Source organism: Pelagicoccus mobilis (assembly GCF_016595505.1).
Taxonomy (GTDB): Bacteria; Verrucomicrobiota; Verrucomicrobiia; order Opitutales; family Opitutaceae; genus Pelagicoccus; species Pelagicoccus mobilis.
In genome coordinates this window covers 43,787-61,519 of record NZ_JAENIL010000027.1, presented here as the reverse complement: position 1 = coordinate 61,519, position 17,733 = coordinate 43,787, and the positions used below count along the sequence as shown (strand labels likewise).

Annotated in this window: 17 protein-coding genes; 11 read left to right on the top strand and 6 right to left on the bottom strand. The window is 56.4% G+C overall.

Annotation, left to right across the window (positions count from 1 at the left end):
• Positions 1-9 precede the first annotated feature (9 nt).
• Positions 10-915, bottom strand: coding sequence for a TlpA family protein disulfide reductase (locus JIN87_RS15130; protein ID WP_200356423.1), 906 nt, complete (start codon positions 913-915; stop codon positions 10-12).
• A 173-nt stretch (positions 916-1,088) separates the two neighbouring features.
• Between JIN87_RS15130 and recQ the strand changes: the two genes are divergently transcribed.
• The 3 genes from recQ to JIN87_RS15115 all read left to right on the top strand — a co-directional run bounded on the left by recQ (position 1,089) and on the right by JIN87_RS15115 (position 4,495).
• Positions 1,089-2,927 (top strand): DNA helicase RecQ, encoded by a 1,839-nt coding sequence (recQ, locus tag JIN87_RS15125; RefSeq protein WP_200356422.1) that lies wholly within the window; start codon positions 1,089-1,091, stop codon positions 2,925-2,927.
• 32 nt (positions 2,928-2,959) lie between these two features.
• Entirely contained in the window at positions 2,960-3,244 is a 285-nt protein-coding gene (locus tag JIN87_RS15120; protein ID WP_200356421.1) for an Rdx family protein, read from the top strand.
• A gap of 315 nt (positions 3,245-3,559) precedes the next feature.
• Entirely contained in the window at positions 3,560-4,495 is a 936-nt protein-coding gene (locus JIN87_RS15115; protein ID WP_200356420.1) for an IS110 family RNA-guided transposase, read from the top strand.
• A 74-nt stretch (positions 4,496-4,569) separates the two neighbouring features.
• Here JIN87_RS15115 and JIN87_RS15110 read toward each other — a convergent pair whose 3' ends face one another.
• A complete protein-coding gene (locus JIN87_RS15110) occupies positions 4,570-4,923 on the bottom strand; it encodes a Spx/MgsR family RNA polymerase-binding regulatory protein (protein ID WP_200356419.1) in 354 nt (117 codons plus the stop codon).
• 138 nt (positions 4,924-5,061) lie between these two features.
• Between JIN87_RS15110 and JIN87_RS15105 the strand changes: the two genes are divergently transcribed.
• Entirely contained in the window at positions 5,062-5,994 is a 933-nt protein-coding gene (locus tag JIN87_RS15105) for a hypothetical protein (protein ID WP_200356418.1), read from the top strand.
• Here JIN87_RS15105 and JIN87_RS15100 read toward each other — a convergent pair.
• The gene (locus JIN87_RS15100) at positions 5,991-6,647 is read right to left on the bottom strand and encodes an RluA family pseudouridine synthase (RefSeq protein ID WP_200356417.1); all 657 of its coding nucleotides are present in this window, start codon (positions 6,645-6,647) and stop codon (positions 5,991-5,993) included. The genes JIN87_RS15105 and JIN87_RS15100 overlap by 4 nt on opposite strands.
• Before the next feature lie 55 nt (positions 6,648-6,702).
• Positions 6,703-9,723, bottom strand: a complete 3,021-nt coding sequence (locus tag JIN87_RS15095; protein WP_200356416.1) for a PAS domain-containing hybrid sensor histidine kinase/response regulator — start codon at positions 9,721-9,723, stop codon at positions 6,703-6,705.
• 315 nt (positions 9,724-10,038) lie between these two features.
• On the opposite strand from JIN87_RS15095, the gene JIN87_RS15090 reads away from it, so the two are divergent.
• Complete coding sequence (locus tag JIN87_RS15090; RefSeq protein ID WP_200356415.1) at positions 10,039-10,719, top strand: 3'-5' exonuclease; 681 nt, start codon at positions 10,039-10,041, stop codon at positions 10,717-10,719.
• Positions 10,720-11,049: 330 nt separating this feature from the next.
• Positions 11,050-11,775, top strand: coding sequence for a uracil-DNA glycosylase family protein (locus tag JIN87_RS15085; protein WP_200356414.1), 726 nt, complete (start codon positions 11,050-11,052; stop codon positions 11,773-11,775).
• 64 nt (positions 11,776-11,839) lie between these two features.
• On the opposite strand, the gene JIN87_RS15080 is transcribed toward JIN87_RS15085, so the two are convergent.
• Positions 11,840-12,007, bottom strand: a complete 168-nt coding sequence (locus JIN87_RS15080; RefSeq protein ID WP_200356413.1) for a hypothetical protein — start codon at positions 12,005-12,007, stop codon at positions 11,840-11,842.
• 184 nt (positions 12,008-12,191) lie between these two features.
• Between JIN87_RS15080 and JIN87_RS15075 the strand changes: the two genes are divergently transcribed.
• The 5 genes from JIN87_RS15075 (at position 12,192) to JIN87_RS15055 (ending at position 15,772) form a co-directional block, all read left to right on the top strand.
• Positions 12,192-12,734, top strand: coding sequence for a DUF3016 domain-containing protein (locus tag JIN87_RS15075; protein WP_200356412.1), 543 nt, complete (start codon positions 12,192-12,194; stop codon positions 12,732-12,734).
• 162 nt (positions 12,735-12,896) lie between these two features.
• Positions 12,897-13,487 carry a peptide-methionine (R)-S-oxide reductase MsrB gene (msrB, locus tag JIN87_RS15070; protein WP_234033429.1) on the top strand — a complete coding sequence of 197 codons (591 nt, stop codon included), beginning with the start codon at positions 12,897-12,899 and terminating at the stop codon, positions 13,485-13,487.
• Between the two features lie 158 nt (positions 13,488-13,645).
• Positions 13,646-14,185: a hypothetical protein gene (locus JIN87_RS15065; RefSeq protein WP_200356411.1), complete on the top strand. Its 540-nt coding sequence runs from the start codon at positions 13,646-13,648 to the stop codon at positions 14,183-14,185.
• 13 nt (positions 14,186-14,198) lie between these two features.
• On the top strand, positions 14,199-14,876 hold the full coding sequence (gene aat / locus JIN87_RS15060; RefSeq protein ID WP_200356410.1) for a leucyl/phenylalanyl-tRNA--protein transferase: 678 nt from the start codon (positions 14,199-14,201) through the stop codon (positions 14,874-14,876).
• A 35-nt stretch (positions 14,877-14,911) separates the two neighbouring features.
• Positions 14,912-15,772: an EamA family transporter gene (locus JIN87_RS15055; RefSeq protein WP_200356409.1), complete on the top strand. Its 861-nt coding sequence runs from the start codon at positions 14,912-14,914 to the stop codon at positions 15,770-15,772.
• Positions 15,773-15,843: 71 nt separating this feature from the next.
• Here JIN87_RS15055 and JIN87_RS15050 read toward each other — a convergent pair whose 3' ends face one another.
• Positions 15,844-17,703 carry a TonB-dependent receptor domain-containing protein gene (locus JIN87_RS15050; protein WP_200356408.1) on the bottom strand — a complete coding sequence of 620 codons (1,860 nt, stop codon included), beginning with the start codon at positions 17,701-17,703 and terminating at the stop codon, positions 15,844-15,846.
• Positions 17,704-17,733: the final 30 nt, after the last annotated feature.

The window sequence follows — 17,733 nt, the reverse complement described above, 5'->3', positions numbered from 1 at the left end:
CTAAAGAGCTTAGTGCAGGTCCACCCCAACGCTCGCCAGGGCATCGTTCAACGAAGGATCCTGCGGATGCCCGTTATAAAGCACGCTACCCTCACGATCGATCAGCACCATGCGAGGAATCGAATCGATCATCAACATTCCGCTAAGGTCGCCACCGTTGCGATCCAAAAGCCAAGGCACCGAATCCATCCCCTGACGCTCGCGAACCGTCGTCGCATTGTTTAGCTGGTCACGCTTGTCGGTATTGATCCCCGCCACAAAAACGCCCTGCTTGGACAGCTTCTCCTGCTTCTCCTTCAAACTCGGCATCAAGCGGATACAAGGCCCGCACCAGCTCGCCCAAAAGTCGACCAGCATCACCTCGTCCTGGCCCATCCACTCGGACAGCGTTTTACTCTCGCCCTCGGCATTGGCCAAAACCATGTCCATCGGCACCTTAAAATCCGCCATCGCCATCTCCTGAGCAGCCTCCATTTTCTGGCGGGCCAGCAACTCGCCAATCCCGAAGGCGCTGTTGAAGCCAGGAGCCTTCGCGTAAGAACGAATCGCGTACTTCTCAAACGCCTCCTTGTCGCTCGCCTGGTAAGCGATCACACAACGCAGCGTGTCCGCAAATCCCTCCAGCTGCTCCGCCGAATAAAAATCACGCCCAACCCCGAAGCGAAAGTCGTCCCCCACCGCGTCGATGCGTTCAGGCAATCCAGTCATCGCCGCAAAGTCGCCCGTACTCAACATACGCACGATCTCCGCCTCCAAAATCCAGTCCGCCGACATCCCAGACTCCACCGCCTCAGAAAGCGCTGTCTCGAAATCCGACTCCTTGTCCTTCGCCAAAGCGACCAGAGCATCATGCTCAGCCTCCCCGGCCATCGCAGCCCCCGCCAACACGGAGACTGTCGCGATCAAAGAAACCATTGAGCGAACGCATTTAAATAAATCCATACCCCAACAACGCCCCACCGCTCCCCCCGCATGCAAGTCAATTCCCAGCTTTCCTCTTGAATCCCCCCTACGCCCCTTTACCCATTCCCAGCCTTTTCCCTTTCCACCTCCCACTTCATAAATCATCCTTCCTCCTTTTTCTCGAAATGCCCGACCGCGTCCACACCGCCCTCAAGAAATACTTCGGACACGATCAGTTCCGCCCCCTCCAAGAAGACATCGTAAACGACGCCCTCAGCGGCCGTGACGTCTTCGCCCTGCTCCCCACCGGCGGCGGCAAATCCCTCTGCTACCAGCTCCCCGCCGTCCTCTCCGAAGGCCTCACCGTCGTCATCTCCCCCCTCATCGCCCTCATGAAGGACCAGGTCGACGGCCTCACCGAAAACGGCATCTCCGCCACCTTCCTCAACTCCTCCCTCGCCCAAGGCGAATCCCGCCAACGCTACGCCAAGCTCTTCGCCGGCGAATACCAAGTCCTCTACGTCGCCCCCGAGCGCCTCATGCTCTCCGGCTTCCTCGAAGACCTCGAAAAGTGGAAGGTCTGCCGCTTCGCCGTCGACGAAGCCCACTGCATCTCCGAGTGGGGACACGACTTCCGCCCCGAGTACCGCCAGCTCGCCGAGCTGCGCCGACGCTTTCCCGACACCCCCTTCATGGCCCTCACCGCCACCGCCACCGATCGCGTGCGGGGAGACATCATCAAGCAGCTCAAACTCCGAGCCCCCACCAACTACGTCGCCTCCTTCAACCGGCCCAACCTCTCCTACCGCATCGAGCAAAAGCAGGCCGTCTTCCGCCAAATCCTCAAATTCGTCCAATCCCGCCCCTTCGAGTCCGGCATCGTCTACTGCTACTCCCGCAAGTCCGCCGAGCAAACCGCCGACCGGCTCCGCCAAGAAGGCGTCGAAGCCCTCGCCTACCACGCCGGCATGACTCCCAAGAAACGCGCCGAAAACCAGGAAGCCTTCATCCGAGACGAGATCAAAGTCGTCTGCGCCACCATCGCCTTCGGCATGGGCATCGACAAACCCAACGTCCGCTACGTCATCCACCAGGACATTCCCAAAAACATCGAAGGCTACTACCAGGAAACCGGACGCGCCGGACGCGACGGCCTACCCTCCGACTGCCTCCTCTTCTTCTCCCCCGGAGACGTCGCCAAGCAGCTAAACTTCATCGCCGAAAAAGAGCCCCAGGAACGCGAAGTCGCCAAAGAGCAACTACGCCAGATGGTCAACTACGCCGAGTCCTCCAGCTGCCGCCGCGAAGTCCTACTCGGCTACTTCTCCGAAAAGTGGACCGACGGAAACTGCGGCAATTGCGACAACTGCAACTCCCCCAAAGAAACATTCGACGGCACCATTCCCGCCCAGAAGTTCATGTCCTGCATCTTCCGCGTCAGCCAAGCCTCCAGCTTCGGCGTTGGCATCAACCACATCACCGACATCCTCCTCGGCTCCAAAAACGAAAAAGTCCTCAAATGGGGGCACCACCGCCTCACCACCTACAACATCGGCGGCGAACACAAACGAGCCGAGTGGCAAGCATTCGGCCGCGAGCTCATCCGTAACGAATACGTCTACCAAGATCCCGACGCCTTCGGAGCGCTCAGCCTCACCCACAAAGGCAAAGCCGCCCTGCGCGACCGCACGCCCATCTCCCTCACAAAACTCCCCGTATCCGAGAACGCCCTACGCCGCGACCGCCAACGCTCCTCCGGCGGCATCGAGTGCAACGAAGAACTCTTCGCCATCCTCCGCTCCCTCCGCAAAGAAATCGCCGACGAACAAGGTGTTCCCCCGTACATCGTCTTCTCCGACGTCACCCTACGCGAGATGGCCCGCTACTTCCCAGCCAACGAAGACAAGCTCTCCGAGATCTCCGGCGTCGGCTTCAAGAAGCTAGCCGCCTACGGCGAGACCTTCTTAGAAGCCATCACCGAATTCATCATCACCAACCCCGACGCCCCCGAAGAATTCCGGTAAGATCCAGAAGCATTTTTATCAAACCCAGTACCATGCCCGACACCAAATCTCCACGCGTATCCATTCTTTACTGCAGCCAGTGCAACTGGATGCTTCGCGCCGCTTGGCTCGCTCAAGAACTACTCAACACCTTCGGCCAAGACCTAGGCGAAGTCGCCCTCCAGCCCGGCACCGGGGGCATCATGGAAATCCGCCTCGACGACGAGCTCATCTTCTCCCGAAAAGAAGCCGGACGCTTCCCAGAATCGAAAGAGCTCAAACAGCTCGTCCGCGATCGCATCGACCCCGACCGCCCTCTAGGCCACAGCGACCGATAGGAGGGCAACGCTTGTAGGTTAGCTCAATAGCCTCAAGCGGTAGTTCGAGCCCTTCCGAGAATGGGAATAAAACTCGTCGGAGGAAGGGCTCGAACTGCCATACCCAAGGCTGCACCATCGCTTTCGTTCAGGAAGCCGGACCCGAGAGGCATCTCGGGGCCGGCGGCCGCAAGGGAAAGGCCAGGCAACGCGGGAACCCATCGAGTTCGAGACGGAGCATAGCCGCCCGGGCGGCCTTCCTGGCATGATATCGAACAGTTGCCGGAACCTTCAGCCAAGCGCCGACGAGTTCGCCTCACAAGCCTGATATACGCCATGTCCTACAATAAACAATACCACTACGTCGGAATCGACGTAGCCAAACAGTCATTACAAATACACACCGGCGAACGCAACGAGTCCTTCGCCTACAACAAGGACTCCCTCCCGGGAATCCTCGAGAAGATAGCGAGGTTCGACTCCCCTCTGGTGGCGCTCGAGCCCACGGGAGGCTACGAAAGAAAGCTCGTGGACGCCCTCGACTCGGCAGGCATAGCCTACCACCTCGTCGACACCCGCAGAGTCAAGGGCTTCGCCGCAAGCGAAGGGACAAAGGCCAAGACCGACCCCATAGACGCCCAGCTGCTAAGCCGCTTCGCCAAGGAGAAGAAGCTCCAGCCAAGCGCCAAGCCAAACGCTACGCAAAAGCAAGTCGCCGAGCTGCTCGACCGTAGGGCCCATCTCAGCGATCTGATCGCAAGGGAAAAGAACCGCCTGCAAAAGGCCCGCGAAACGACCGCCCCGCTCATTCGAAGCACCCTCGACCACGCCAAGGAACAGATAGACCAAGTCGACAAGCTAATACGCCAACGGCTGGCCGAAGACCGCGAGCAAAAGCAGCGCAGCCAAGCCCTGCAAAGCATATGCGGCGTAGGGGAAGTCACCGCATGGAGCGTGATCGCCTACATGGGGCAGATCGAGACCATGGGACGCAACCAGCTCGTCGCCCTTACCGGGCTCGCCCCCTTCAACCGCGACAGCGGAAACAAGAAAGGCAAGCGCTACATCCAATGCGGAAAGGCCAAGGTCAGGAAAGCCCTCTACATGGCCGCGAGAACCGCGGCCACCCACAACAAGGTCATACGCGAGCAGGTCGACAGGCTGCTCAACGAATCGGGCAAGCCCTACAACGTCGCCATCACAGCAGCCATGCGAAAGCTCATAATCCACATGCAAAGCGTACTGAAAAAACTCAACTTACAGCTTGCATGAGACACAGTTGCTCCGTCGTTGCCGATCGCTTACCCAGCTAATAACATCTTCGTGCACTTCGTGGGCAAAACAACCTACCCAACCAGCTGCTCCCAGACCACCGTATCAAATCCGCTGATACACCCACGATCCGTCGCCAAAAACGGACGTTTCACAAGATTTCCGTTCGACACCAAAAGCTCCAACGCATCGTCCAACTCCATCTGGGGTAGCTTCTCCTTCAAGCCCATGCTACGATAGTCGCCTCCAGACACATTAAAGAGCTTCCGCAGGTTCATATCATGAGACGCAAGAGCCTCCTTTAATTCCCCCTTGCTCGGAGTCACCTCGCGAATCGCGATCTCCTCAAAATCCACGCCCTTTTCCGCTAGCCACTTCTTCGCCTTGCGACAACCGTCGCACCCCTTGTACATGTAAAGCTTCGTCATCGCAAACTAGCCAAACGCCTCCCACAAATCACTCAACCCCATTTCACGATTCAGCCTTCACTTTTCACTCTTCAATCCCTCCTCTGTTCACTCTCCGACGAGATCCGCGACACGCTCTATCGCCAACAAAGCCAAAGCGTGGAAGCGCTTTCGGCCGTCGCCGCCGAAACCAAAGCAGACATCATCTACCAAATAGACAAGGTCAGCGAAGAACTCATCCTCGATTGGCTAGCAAATAACTGGCCTAAGCAATACCCCGTCCGCTTGATCATGGAAGGCATCGACGACGCCACCCGCCTCACCTTCCCAGCAGACACTCCACCCCAACGTCTAGCCTGCCAGCTCATCGTCGACCCCATCGACGGAACACGCGGGCTCATGTACGACAAACGCTCGGCCTGGGCCTTGGTCGGACTCGCCCAGACTCCATCCGCCCATACCAACGCCCCGACGCTAGAAGACATTTCCGTCGCGGTCATGACCGAGCTCCCCACTTCGAAACAATTCAAGTCCGAGCAACTCGCCGCAACACGATCGCCCAGCGGCGAAACCACCTTCAGCCGCATTTCCAAAAACCTGCTCACCGGAGAAACCCAAGACCTCCCAGCCAGCCCCTCTCGAGCCACCAATCTAAAACACGGATTCGCCTCCGTAGCCAAATTCTTCCCCCAAGCCAAAGCCGCCCTCGCCGCCTTCGAAGAGGAGCTCTACGCCCACCTCACTCCAGAAGAAGAACGACAAGACGCCCTCATCTTCGACGACCAATACATCAGCACAGGAGGCCAGCTCTACGAACTCATCGCAGGACACGATCGCCTCGCCATCGACATCCGCCCCCTCGCCTTCCAGAAACTTGGTCTCCCACTCGCCCTCAGCTGCCATCCCTACGACCTCTGCACCGCCCTCGTCGCCCGAGCAGCAGGAGTCATCGTCACCCAGCCCCACAGCAAAAAGCTCGACATCCCATTCGACACCACCACGCCCGTCTCCTGGATCGCTTACGCAAATCAAACCCTAGCCAACGAGATCCACCCCGTCGTCGAAACTCTGATACAAAAACACTTTTCCTAGAAATCCAACTCCCGCCGCATCGAAGCCCAAACTCCCGGCGGCTCAGCCAAAAACTCCATAGCCTCTCCAGTCTCCGGATGACTCATCCGCAGGCTCCGAGCATGCAAGCCAAACACAGCGCCCTCCCGGCACTCCCCATAGAGCGGATCCCCATACACCGGACAGCCACACAATTGGGCATGCAGCCTCAACTGATGCGTCCTCCCCGTCTTCAAAAGCCCCCTCACCAAACTCACTCCCAAATCGGACGAACTTGCCAACAATTGAAAGGTGCTGACCGCGCGTTTGCCCCCCTCGTCCACATTAGCAAATCGTCCAGGACCAACTCGATCGATCTGAGACTCCACCCTCTGGATGCGCTTATCCCAAACGCCATCCACCAGAAGCCAATACTCCTTCCTCACCCCTCGACTCTCAAACTGGGCAGACAACTCCTTCAAAAAACGCTTCCCCTTCCTCAGAACAAGCACGCCGCTCGTCAAACGATCTAGACGGTGACAACACCAAACCTTACGTCCTACTAATTCGGATACACGTTGCTCCAAGTCCACCTCTCGTTCGCCACCGCCCTCGCTCAACATCCCCGATGGCTTGTTCACAACAACAAAACCGGGGGCGTCGTACAGTATAGCTGGCTCAGAGGTCTCTTCCATCGAAGCACCCAAAAGAGCAGCCCGCAGGACCAGCTACAATCCAAAACGCTTTCCGCTAGTTTCTAGAAGCGATTTCCTCCGAAACCTCCAGCAAAGACGCCTTGATGTCATCCAGCTTGATCGGCTTCGCGAGAAAGCCGTCCATTCCCGCTTCCACCGACATCTCTCGCGACTCGCCTCGCACATTAGCAGTCAGCGCATAGATAAACGACCGCCTACTCGAAGAGCGTTCCAATTCGATCTGGCGAATCACACAAGTCGCTTCGAAACCATCCATCTCAGGCATTTGGCAATCCATAAACACCAGATCGTAGTCCCGCTTCTTCACCGCCTCTACAGCTTCTAGTCCGTTCGCCACCAAATCCGGAGTGTATCCAAATTTCTTAAGCATCATACGAGCCACCTTCTGATTCACCGAATTATCATCCGCGACCAGAATCCTCAACGGCATTCGCGATGCCAACTTCTCGTCGCCAACTCTCTCCTTCGACCCAGAATGCTTCCCTTTAACTCGAAGCAAGCGCTTCGAAGCGAGCAGCGCATCAAGCATAGCACCCACTCGACAAGGCTTAAAAACACACTGACTCCTACCAAATCGCTCCGGATTCGAGCCGTGATTGAGTAGCATCACAGCAGTACTATCGCTCCCACTGCATGTATTCAAAATACGCTTATTGTCTCCTCCATCAGCGTCCCAAGCCCCCTCATCGACGACCACGAAGTCATATTTTCCACTGTCTCTGGGTTTCGCCGACATCGATTCAACAGAGCCCTGGAAATCCACCTCAAGCCCCCAGCGCACGTACAGCCGCCGCAGACTCTCCCGGCGCACCGCGCTCGGAACCAGCAGCAAGAGCTTCCGTCCGACGAGCTCCGTCTGCTCCCCAAAGATCGGATCTGGCAACGCCTGTTCGAGATGATCGAAAGCGATATCGAAATGGAAAACAGATCCCTTGCCCAAAGAACTTTCCACCCACATCTCGCCCCCCATCAGATTGGTTAGCTGCTTGCTGATAGAAAGCCCCAAGCCCGAACCCCCGTACTTTCGCGTCGTTGACGAATCAACCTGCGAGAAAACCTCGAACAAACGATTCATTCTGTCCTCTGGAATTCCAATTCCCGTGTCGCGAACCGCAAAGTGAATCCTACCGTTCTCCGGAGCGCTAACCGAAACCTCGACCTCGCCCACTTCCGTAAACTTGATCGCATTGCCAATCAGATTCACCAAGATCTGACGAAGCCGGGTAATGTCACCCTCCACTTCTTTCGGAGTCGTCAAATCCACCCGACACAACAGGTCGATCCCCTTTTCCGCAGCCTTGGAGGACAGCAAGTCAACCGCATCCTCCACGCACTCGCGAATACTGAACGGGACATGCTCGATATCCAGCTTTCCGCTCTCAATTTTCGAGTAATCTAGGATATCGTTTATCAGCGTCAGCAAGGTGTCACCACTGACGCGAATCGTATTCAGATAATCACGCTGATGCTCATCCAGCTCCGTTTCCAACAACAAGCTCGCCATCCCGATCACGCCATTCATCGGAGTGCGAATCTCGTGGCTCATCATCGCCAGAAACGCGCTCTTGGCACGCGTCGCCCGCTCCGCCTCAGTCGCAGCCTTCTTCGATTTCTTAACCGCGACCGCGAGCTGCTCCGCCAAGGTCTCCGCTTCATCCTTCTGGTCGATTAGATTCCGCTCCGCCTTATGCTCCGCCGTTACGTCGGAGGTGATCCCGATGTAACGCATCACCTCACCAGACTCATTCAAAAACGCCCGGCCAACACTTCTCACATAGGCTTCCTTCCCGTCCGGCCTCTGCACACACGCCACAAGCTCGATACTCTTGCCCCGAGCGAGACTATCGTCAATAGAACGCACCACGCGATTCGTATCATCCGGATCGATACAGTTCATCCAACTCCGATAACTCGGCCGAAAATTCGCACGCGAAACGCCGTAAAGCCCGTAGGTGTGGTCGTCCCAAACCAGCTCATCGCGCTTAACGTCCCAATCCCAGATCCCAACACTCGCGCTCTCCATCGCCAATGCGAACCTCCTAGAGACTTCCTCTAAATCAAGACTCGCTCGACGTTTCTCCGTAATGTCGCTCTGAATACCGAAAAACCACTTCTTCTGTTCACCCGATGTCGGCAGCGGAGAAAGCTGCATTGAGGTCCAATACTCGCTCGTATCAGGCCGCCAGCCTCCCAGCTCCAAAGAAACCGAATCCTCCTGCTCCAACGCCCGACCCAAACGAGCAAGGTAGAGAGGATCGTTGAGCTCATTGCGCAGGTGGGCAAACGGCTCCCTTTCCTGAATCTCTTCCAAAGAGTAGCCAATCATCCGCTCAAACGCTGCGTTTGCCCACTCGATGCGCCCTTCCGAATCACAAATAAAGATCCCGTCAGGAGCATTCAAAGCGATCGCCGTAAACCGGCCCATCTCGTGCATCAGCAACCCCTCCTGCTCCCGCGCCGCTACAATCTGTTCCGAAAAGTGAGACAAACGCTCCCGCAATCCGCGATCCGCTTCGTCCTTCTCAAGCCCCAGACGCTCACGCAAATGCGACAAATCGTCAAAAAGGATCCGCCGAACACGGCGGTGAAAAAAGTAAAAGAGCAAAACGAAGCCCGCCCAAAAACCAAGCGTCAGCACCCCGATCGCTAGGCTAGCCTTCTCCAGACGCGCGCCTGCGTCGGAGCGAGCCAAGTTCCAACCGCTCACAGCCTCCCCGCCCCAGCTTCCAACTTGAGACACGTAAATCCACCCCCCGCGAAAAACGCCTAGCTCCCCTTTCCCATCAAACACCAGCTCGAGAGTGTCCTCGGGGCTGAGACCATCGATCGCAATCGTCTCGTCCGAAGCCAGACTGCCATCCGCTAAAACCTTGTAGACTTCAAAGCCATCCACCTCGCTCACCTGCGGATTCGCCATCCACAGCTTCAGTCGATCCGTCTCGGAAGCCACAATCACGCGTTTCACCACAAGTTCATAGCCCAGCAAGCCTACCAGGCTGGTCACAAGCAGAGCGGCAAGGCTCCAACAAAGTTGGGTTCTGTTCAGTTCGGTCATTGCAAGAGAAGTACCCCGCCAGACGCTCAGAGTTGTGGGCAGAGGCCTGAAAGGATCCGCCCTTAAATCGACATTATTACCGCGCGAATAAAAGAAATCGGAAAAAAACGCCCCCACGGCGCCTCGGATTTTGCTCGCCATTCGTATCCCATGTCGGATCTTCCAACACACCTTACCCAAATACGGCCAAATCCTGAGAAGAAATTGTCAATTTTACGCGCAAACGGAACGAAATCTCAAAAATCTGAGTCAACTGGTCGATAAAAGAACAAGTCCTGCTTTGTTACTCTTGTGAAACCTTTACACGAAAGAAAAATGCCATCCTTCCACCCGCTCCTCGGAGTCAGGGAGCTGGTTGCTTTTGACCTCGAAACCACGGGGCTGCGCTACAAGCAGGAGGAAATCACACAAATCGCAGGCGTAAGGCTCGGCGGCGTCATCATGACCGTCGAAGACAGCTTCAACACCTACGTCGACCCCGGAAAACCAATTCCAGAAAAGATCCAGAAACTCACCCGAGTTCGGGACGAACACGTAAGGGGCGCCCCAAAACCACTCGAAGCCCTGCAAGCCTTTTCGGACTGGGCCGGCGACGCCACCCTCTTCGGGCACGACATCTACCGCTTCGACTTCAATTTCATCCGCAAGTACTCCCGCCAAGAAGGCGTCGAAACCCGCAAAGTCCGCTTCGTCGACACCATGGACATCTTCGAAGTCATGTGGCCCGACTTCTCGCGCCTGCGAAACTCTCTCGACGATATCGCCGAACGCCTAGCGGCCGGACTCTCCTCCATGCGTCGCCACGACGCTAAAAGCGACGCTATCCTGCTCGCCCACATCTACCAACGTATCCAGGACCACCCCGAGCTCGAAAAACTCTGCTCACGCGTCCCGGTCCACGAAGAGGAAATTCCAGCTCTCCCAGTTTCAGGTCGGAAAAAATCCTACAACGCGAGCGAGCCAAAGCGCTTCGACTACATGGCCTACTCCTTCTAGGCAATCGGGCTACTCTCCCGAATAAAAGTTACCTGTCACAACACACAAAAAGACAACGCGTCCCACTTTATTGGATACGTTGTCTTTGTCATTTACGGAGCGTCCTAGCGCTCGAACTGTCCTACGTTTCCGTCTACGACCGCCATTGAAGCGAGAGCCGACCAGATCAGGACTGAAAAAATTACGATGCTCATTTTAATGTGATTAGGTTTTTCGTTGGTGTTGTAATATCGAATACACAGCCCGCCCCACTTGGTTACCAAAAATTCTACACTTCCGATTCTCAGGAACAGAATTGACCCGCAAACCCGCACCACATCCAATGCGAGCATGTCTCTCGCTCCCAAACTCATCGCCGCCGCCAAAGAGCTCTGCGACTCAGTCGACGCCCTTCAGTTCGCCTCCCCCGTAGCCTACGTCTACAATCCCCTACGCTACGCTTGGAAGCCGCAGGAAACCTACCTTAAACGCTTCGCAGCCAAGAAGAAACGTGTCGTATTCATGGGCATGAACCCCGGCCCCTGGGGAATGGCCCAGACAGGAGTTCCTTTCGGCGAGATCGATGCCGTAAAAAACTGGATGGGAATCGAAGAACAAGTCGACATCCCCTTTCCCGAACACCCCAAACGCCCCGTCCTCGGATTCGCTTGCGAAAAGTCCGAGGTTTCCGGACGCCGACTTTGGGGGCTCTTCTCCGAACGCTACCCCAATGCCGAAGACTTTTTCGCGGAGCACTTTGTGCTCAACTACTGCCCGCTCGTCTTCATGGAAGAAAGCTCGCGCAACCGCACCCCGGACAAACTCCCCGTCGCAGAAAGCGCTCCCCTCTTCGAAGCATGCAACCAGCACCTACGCAAGTGCATCGAAATCCTCCAACCGGAGTGGATCGTAGGCGTAGGCGGCTTCGCCCAAGCACAAGCCAAAGAAGCGCTAGCGGGAATCGAACTCAAACACGGCAAAGTCCTTCACCCCTCACCCGCCAGCCCCGCCGCCAATCGCGGTTGGGCCGAAGCCGCAAGCAAGCAACTCCTCGCCCAAGAAATCTGGAGCGAGTAACCAAACACAAAAAAGCCACCGGCATACTGCGGTGGCTGATTAACAAAATTCTAACGGAGCAAACCTACTTGCTCCAATCGATACCATCGAAATTGCTGCGGTACTCGTCGCTGAAACAATTGCGCGGGGCATCGCCCTTTCCGTTCTTTCCTCCTGAGCTAGAAGGAGATGAGGACTTAGGAGAAGTGCTCTTACTTGCGGAAGTCGATGTGCTTTTCTTTTCGTCTGCCATAAGGATGCCTTGTTTAGAAGGCGCAAAAAAGTAAGAGCACGCTTGCCTGTCAAGCCATTCTCCCTCGCTCACAACGGCCAATCGCTTAGCAAAACTGAATCCAACTCGCCCCCAGAGGCGTACTCCTTTACCGAAGCCCGGAGCCCAAACTCCAGCAGTCTTCAACAGAAAAAGAGGAGGGAACATGAAAACAAAAAAGCGACTCGCAGCAGTGGCGATTGTTGCAATGGCCGCGTATTCAACAACTACGTACGCAATAGAGACATCAAGGCCGAACAACCAGCTGCAAATCGAATTCGTCGAGCACGAACAATACACCGACATCGAGACCGACCACGGCAGTCCCGAGTCAAGCGCAGCAATCGTCGAAAAGTCCATCAGCTCAGCCTTTCAAAAGGCGGCCAACAAGTATCTGCCTCGCGGATACACCCTTAAAGTCTCGATCGATGACATCGACCTAGCGGGCGACAGATCCATGATGAGCTCCACCTTCGGCGACATTCGTGTCTATCGAGAGATCTATCCTCCCCACATTTCCTTTACCTACAGAGTCTACTCCCCCAGCGAACAGCTCCTCGCAAAAGGAGAAGCTAACAAGACGGATCTCGCCTACCTCTACCAACTTAACGGAGCCAGTCTACCGCCAGAAGAAGAGGCTCCTTACATCACCGAACTCGTGAGAGACTGGGCTTCAAACGAGCTCAGACGAGCGGTGACCAAACCATAGCGAGATTGCCCCCGAGCTCGCTAGAACAAAGCCGCCAAGCTCCGAAACGCTTGGCGGCTTCCACATTTTCGCGTGCGGCAATCGGAATAAAACGCTATCCGTTTGCCTCTTAGCGATAGATCGACATCATCCCAAAACAAAACACGCAGCACCGAAACTCGCATGAAAACGCTCCGTAACCTTTTCGCCACCAGCATCATCGCAGCCACAACCTTCATCGCCATGGCCACAGAAGACACCTCTCCCGCACCCGATCAGCCCGTCCCTGACGCCGAAGCCTGCGCTCTTCCATCACACGCAAACACCACTGCCCTCGAAGCCTTCAAGAAAAGCGACTCCGAGTGGAAAGAGCTCCTCACCGCAGACCAGTACCGCGTCATGCGAGAGCACGGCACCGAGCCCAGCTTCCGCAACGCCTTCTGGAACAACAAAGACAAAGGCCTCTACCTCTGCGCCGGCTGCAAATCCCCCCTCTTCGCCAGCGGGGAAAAGTACAATTCCGGAACCGGCTGGCCCAGCTTCTGGGACACCATCGCCCCAGAGAACGTCGGACGCACCGTCGACACCAGTTTCGGCATGACCCGGGTCGAAGTCCACTGCAGCCGCTGCGGAGGGCACCTCGGGCACGTATTCGAAGACGGCCCAAGGCCCACCAATCTCCGCTACTGCATCAACTCCGCCTCCCTAGAATTCGTCCCCAAGGCAGACCTCGAAGAACGCCACCTAAGCGCCTTCGCCAAACACGCCAAATAGCCTCCCCGAAAAACCAGTACCCCAATCCCGCTCATTCGAACTCTGCGCAATTTTATGTCGAACGTTCGACATGATTCTGCGCAAGACTCAAACCGGAGGGAGAAGCAAGAGAGGTCAAACGGCTGGACATCGCCCGCTCTTCCTAAAAGCTGGCGGACATGTCAGCTTCATTGCAGCAGCTACTCTCGCAACAACCTCCCAACAGCTCCGGTCACCACGAAGCGATGGCCCTCCATACCGAGGCCATCTTCAAAGAGTTCAAAGGCATTTTGCCTTTCTTTCTCGGCAAGCGCGACCAAGGACCCTTCATCTCCTTGACTCTCCCCAATTCCGTTACAGAGAGCAGCGAAGCGCTCCTACAAACGGTCGCCGACCTCATCTGGGTCTACAACCTTCGCTTCATCTCCTTCGTATCCGCGATTCGGATGCAAGACGAAGAAAAAGGGAACACCCAACTACAGGCCCTGCTCATCACGGCCGACAAATCCCACGCCTTCTTCCAACTCCCTTGGAAACTGACATTTGACAACAACGACGACATCGTCTCCGCAAGCCGATCCAGTGCCTCCACCGACATAATCCCTCGTGAAATCTGGAGCCAACTCTTCGCTTCAAAAGTCACGCCTGACGCAAAGACGATCTCCTACGACCGGCTCGTCGAGCGATTCGGCGACACCGACGAGCTTCCCCAACCTTAAGGCAAAACAACCAGTGCCCATTTTCCAACTACGAGAAGATCCGATCTTTCCGGACCCTGAACTCGCAGAGGAAGAGGGCATCATCGCTATCGGGGGCGACCTCCGCCCCGAGCGACTCATGGCCGCCTACTCTTGCGGCATCTTCCCGTGGTACTCGGAGGGCGACCCCATCCTCTGGTTTTCGCCCACCCCTCGCATGGTTCTCTATCCGGAGAAATTCAAACGCAGCGACACCCTCGCTCGACTCGTAAGATCGGGAAAATACGAACTTCGCATCGACCACGATTTCCCTTCCGTGATCGCCTCCTGCGCTAAAACCCCACGTCCCGGACAAGACGGCACCTGGATCACTCAGGACATGCAGGACGCATACATCCGACTCCACCAGCTCGGGCTCGCCCACTCCTTCGAAACCTATCAAGATGGGAAACTTGTGGGCGGCCTCTACGGAGTCTCTCTTGGCAGCGCCTTCTTCGGCGAGTCGATGTTTCACCACGCCCGCGACGCCTCTAAATTCGCCTTCAACGCTCTCGTCGAATTCGCGGTCAAGAACCACTTCGACTTCATCGATGCTCAACAACCCACGAAACATCTGGCCAGCCTAGGCGCCGAGGAAGTTCCCCGTACAAAATTCCTCAAGCAACTCGCCTCCTCCCAACGAAACCCAACCCTCCAAGGTCCTTGGGGCTAACCGCCGCCCGGTCCTCCCGCTCCCCATTTCACAGCATGCTTTTTCTCATCATAGTTTCCCTCCTCTGGGCATTCTCCTTCGGTATCATCGGCTCGCGCCTCGCCGGGGTCGACTCGAACTTCAGCGCAGCCGTACGCCTCAGCATAGCCTTTCTTTGTTTCCTTCCGCTCTTTCGCCTTAAGCGAGTAAACAAACTCGACCTCGCAACGCTCGTAGGTATCGGAGCACTACAATTCGGGGTCATGTACATCAGCTACATGAGAGCCTTCGTTTACCTCCCCTCCCATCTCGTCGCCTTGTTCTCTGTATTCACTCCACTCTATATTGCAGTTGCCTACAACCTAATGCAAAGCCGCTGGCAATGGAGCTTGCTCGGTTGCGCAGTCATCTCGATCGCCGGGGCCGTCGTCATAAAGTTCAGCCAGCCCAGCGGCTCTTTTTGGACTGGCTTTATCCTGATGCAAATAGCCAACCTCGCCTTCGGCCTAGGCCAACTGCTCTACCGTTCCTGGAAACGCAAACGCCCAGAAACCGGAGACAGCGAAGTAATCGCGGCTCTCTATCTCGGAGGAGCGATACTCGCCGGGATTGGATTCGCCGTATTCGGAAACTCTGACAATATCTCGCCTCGCCCCGACCAATGGTACGCGTTGATCTATCTCGGAGCCGTCGCTTCCGGCCTTGGCTTCTTCTTGTGGAACAAGGGAGCAGCCCGCACAACAGCCGGCACGCTGGCCGCCGCCAACAACGCGGTCGTACCTCTCGCCATGGCAGCCTCGCTATTCTTCTTCGGCGAAGCCGGGGCCACGACAACCGACGCTCTCATCAAACTAGCGATCGGAGCCACCCTCATCTTCGCAGCCATGGCCTGGGGCCAACGCGAGTCGAAAGCCTAGCCTTCCAAGAAAAAGGCGACGCAAGCCTAGCTCGCGTCGCCCCATTTATCTTTCTGAACTAAAGTCTCCGCTTACCAGCTGTAGCGAGCTCCTAGGCTTAGCTGACGGCCACGGCCCGGAGTTCCAGGAATCTCCTGAAAGTCATCTTCCCAGAGATTTTCCACAGCCGCCTTAACCTCGAGCCCTTCCACTTCAGGAACCGCATAATAAACGCCCACGTGAGTGAAGAAGGCCTCGTCGTCGCCTTCGCGAAGCACGTTGTCCTGCTGCTCACGATACTCGTTGTCAAAACGAGCCTGAATCTGTTCGGTCACATTCCAGACAATTGCAGCAGTCAGGCGAAGCTTCGCATAGTTGAGAGCGTAGAAACTGGCATCGACTGACGCATCACCGTAGTTCTCGTCCTTATCGAGAATCGTGGCGCTACCCAAAAGCTCGAGCTGGTTGATGCGCTTGGAGGCGATCACCTCTAGGCCTACCGTATCAATGTCTACATTCTTGGCCGAGCGAGCGCTGGTCGCGTCAAAAGAATACGTCCAATCCACCAAGTCATCGTCCTCGCGCAAGAACGCAGCCGCGCTCAAACTCCAGTCAGATCGCTGGAACGTCGCCCCTACCTCGAAGTTTCTCGACACCTCGCGCTCGAGATCCGGATTGCTGGCGAACAATCCGCCAGTCGCGCCACCGACCGCTGTGTATCCGGATACCTGCGACGACTGGGCTGCCGAGATATAGTACGTGTCGTCCCCGTTTGTCCAAGTCAGGTCAGCGATGGGCGAAACCTCAGAAGAGTTGCGATTCGTGTCGTCGTAGCTCAGTCCCGCACGGAAGCTGAGACGCTCCTCCCCGTTTTCCGAAAGCAAGAACTCCGGCAAAACCGAAACCTTCATGTAGTCGCGGCTGGTGAAGTTGTTTTCGAGATTGGTGGACTCGATTTCGTCGGTCGTGAGCTGCACCATGTAGTTCACCTTCACCGTATCGTTGACGGCCTGTACCCCGTTGATCGCTGCGGACCCAACTTCCGTCTCGTGCACGAAGGAACGGTTGTCGACCGCGAAGCGGTTGAACAAATAATGGTCGTGGTGCTTGCGATAATAGACCGTAGCCTCCCAACCGCTATCGGCGCTGTAGCTCTGCGCATGATTAAACATCAGCAAAGTCGTGCGTACCGAGTCCGACTCATTCGAACCATAAGGCGCCGCATACAGCTCCGGCCAAGCGAGGTACTTGGACTGGTAACCCGCAAAGATATCAGTCTGGGAGTCCTCAGCCGAGCGTTGCACACGACCGCTGTAGCGCACGAAGTCGTGATCTCCATTCTCCACTGTGCCAGCGCTTTCGGAACGGGAAAACTCGAACTCCGCCCCCCAGCTCGCATCCCCATCCGTCGAAAGGATCGCACCTTGATGGAAGCGCTGGTAGTTCAAGCTGTTGTCGCCAAAACCGACCGCGACGCTTCCGCCCTCGGAAACCTGAGACCATGAGTAGTCAACGGTTCCTACAGTGCTGTTGAATCCGGCAAACGCGTTGTCTCCTGCTATCAAAAGCCCGGGCCCTTGCAACATCTCCGGAGCGATCGGAATCTCCGCGAAGTAGTGACCCGTCTGCGGATCCAACAAGGTTGCCGCTCCCACACGGAAGCCAGTGTTCTCGAAAATTCCGCCGCGGATGCTCACGTCCCCCTGCGCCTCCGCTAGATTTCGCACCTGCAGATCGAATTGTGGGTTGAGCTCCAAGCGGGAAACAGGAGCTCCAAAAGTAGAAGCCGGCTCCACCGTCGCCGTGTGCGAGCTAGTCACATAAAGCTCAGGAAGCTCCACGAGTGCCTGCGGCTCAGAGACTTGCGCCTGAGAAACAAGACCGTTCGCACCCGCGAATGCCGCAAAGACGCTCCCTTTCAAGTAAGGATTCAGTTGTGATACAGAGATCATAAGACCTCCGAAACACAGGAAATTCGGCCG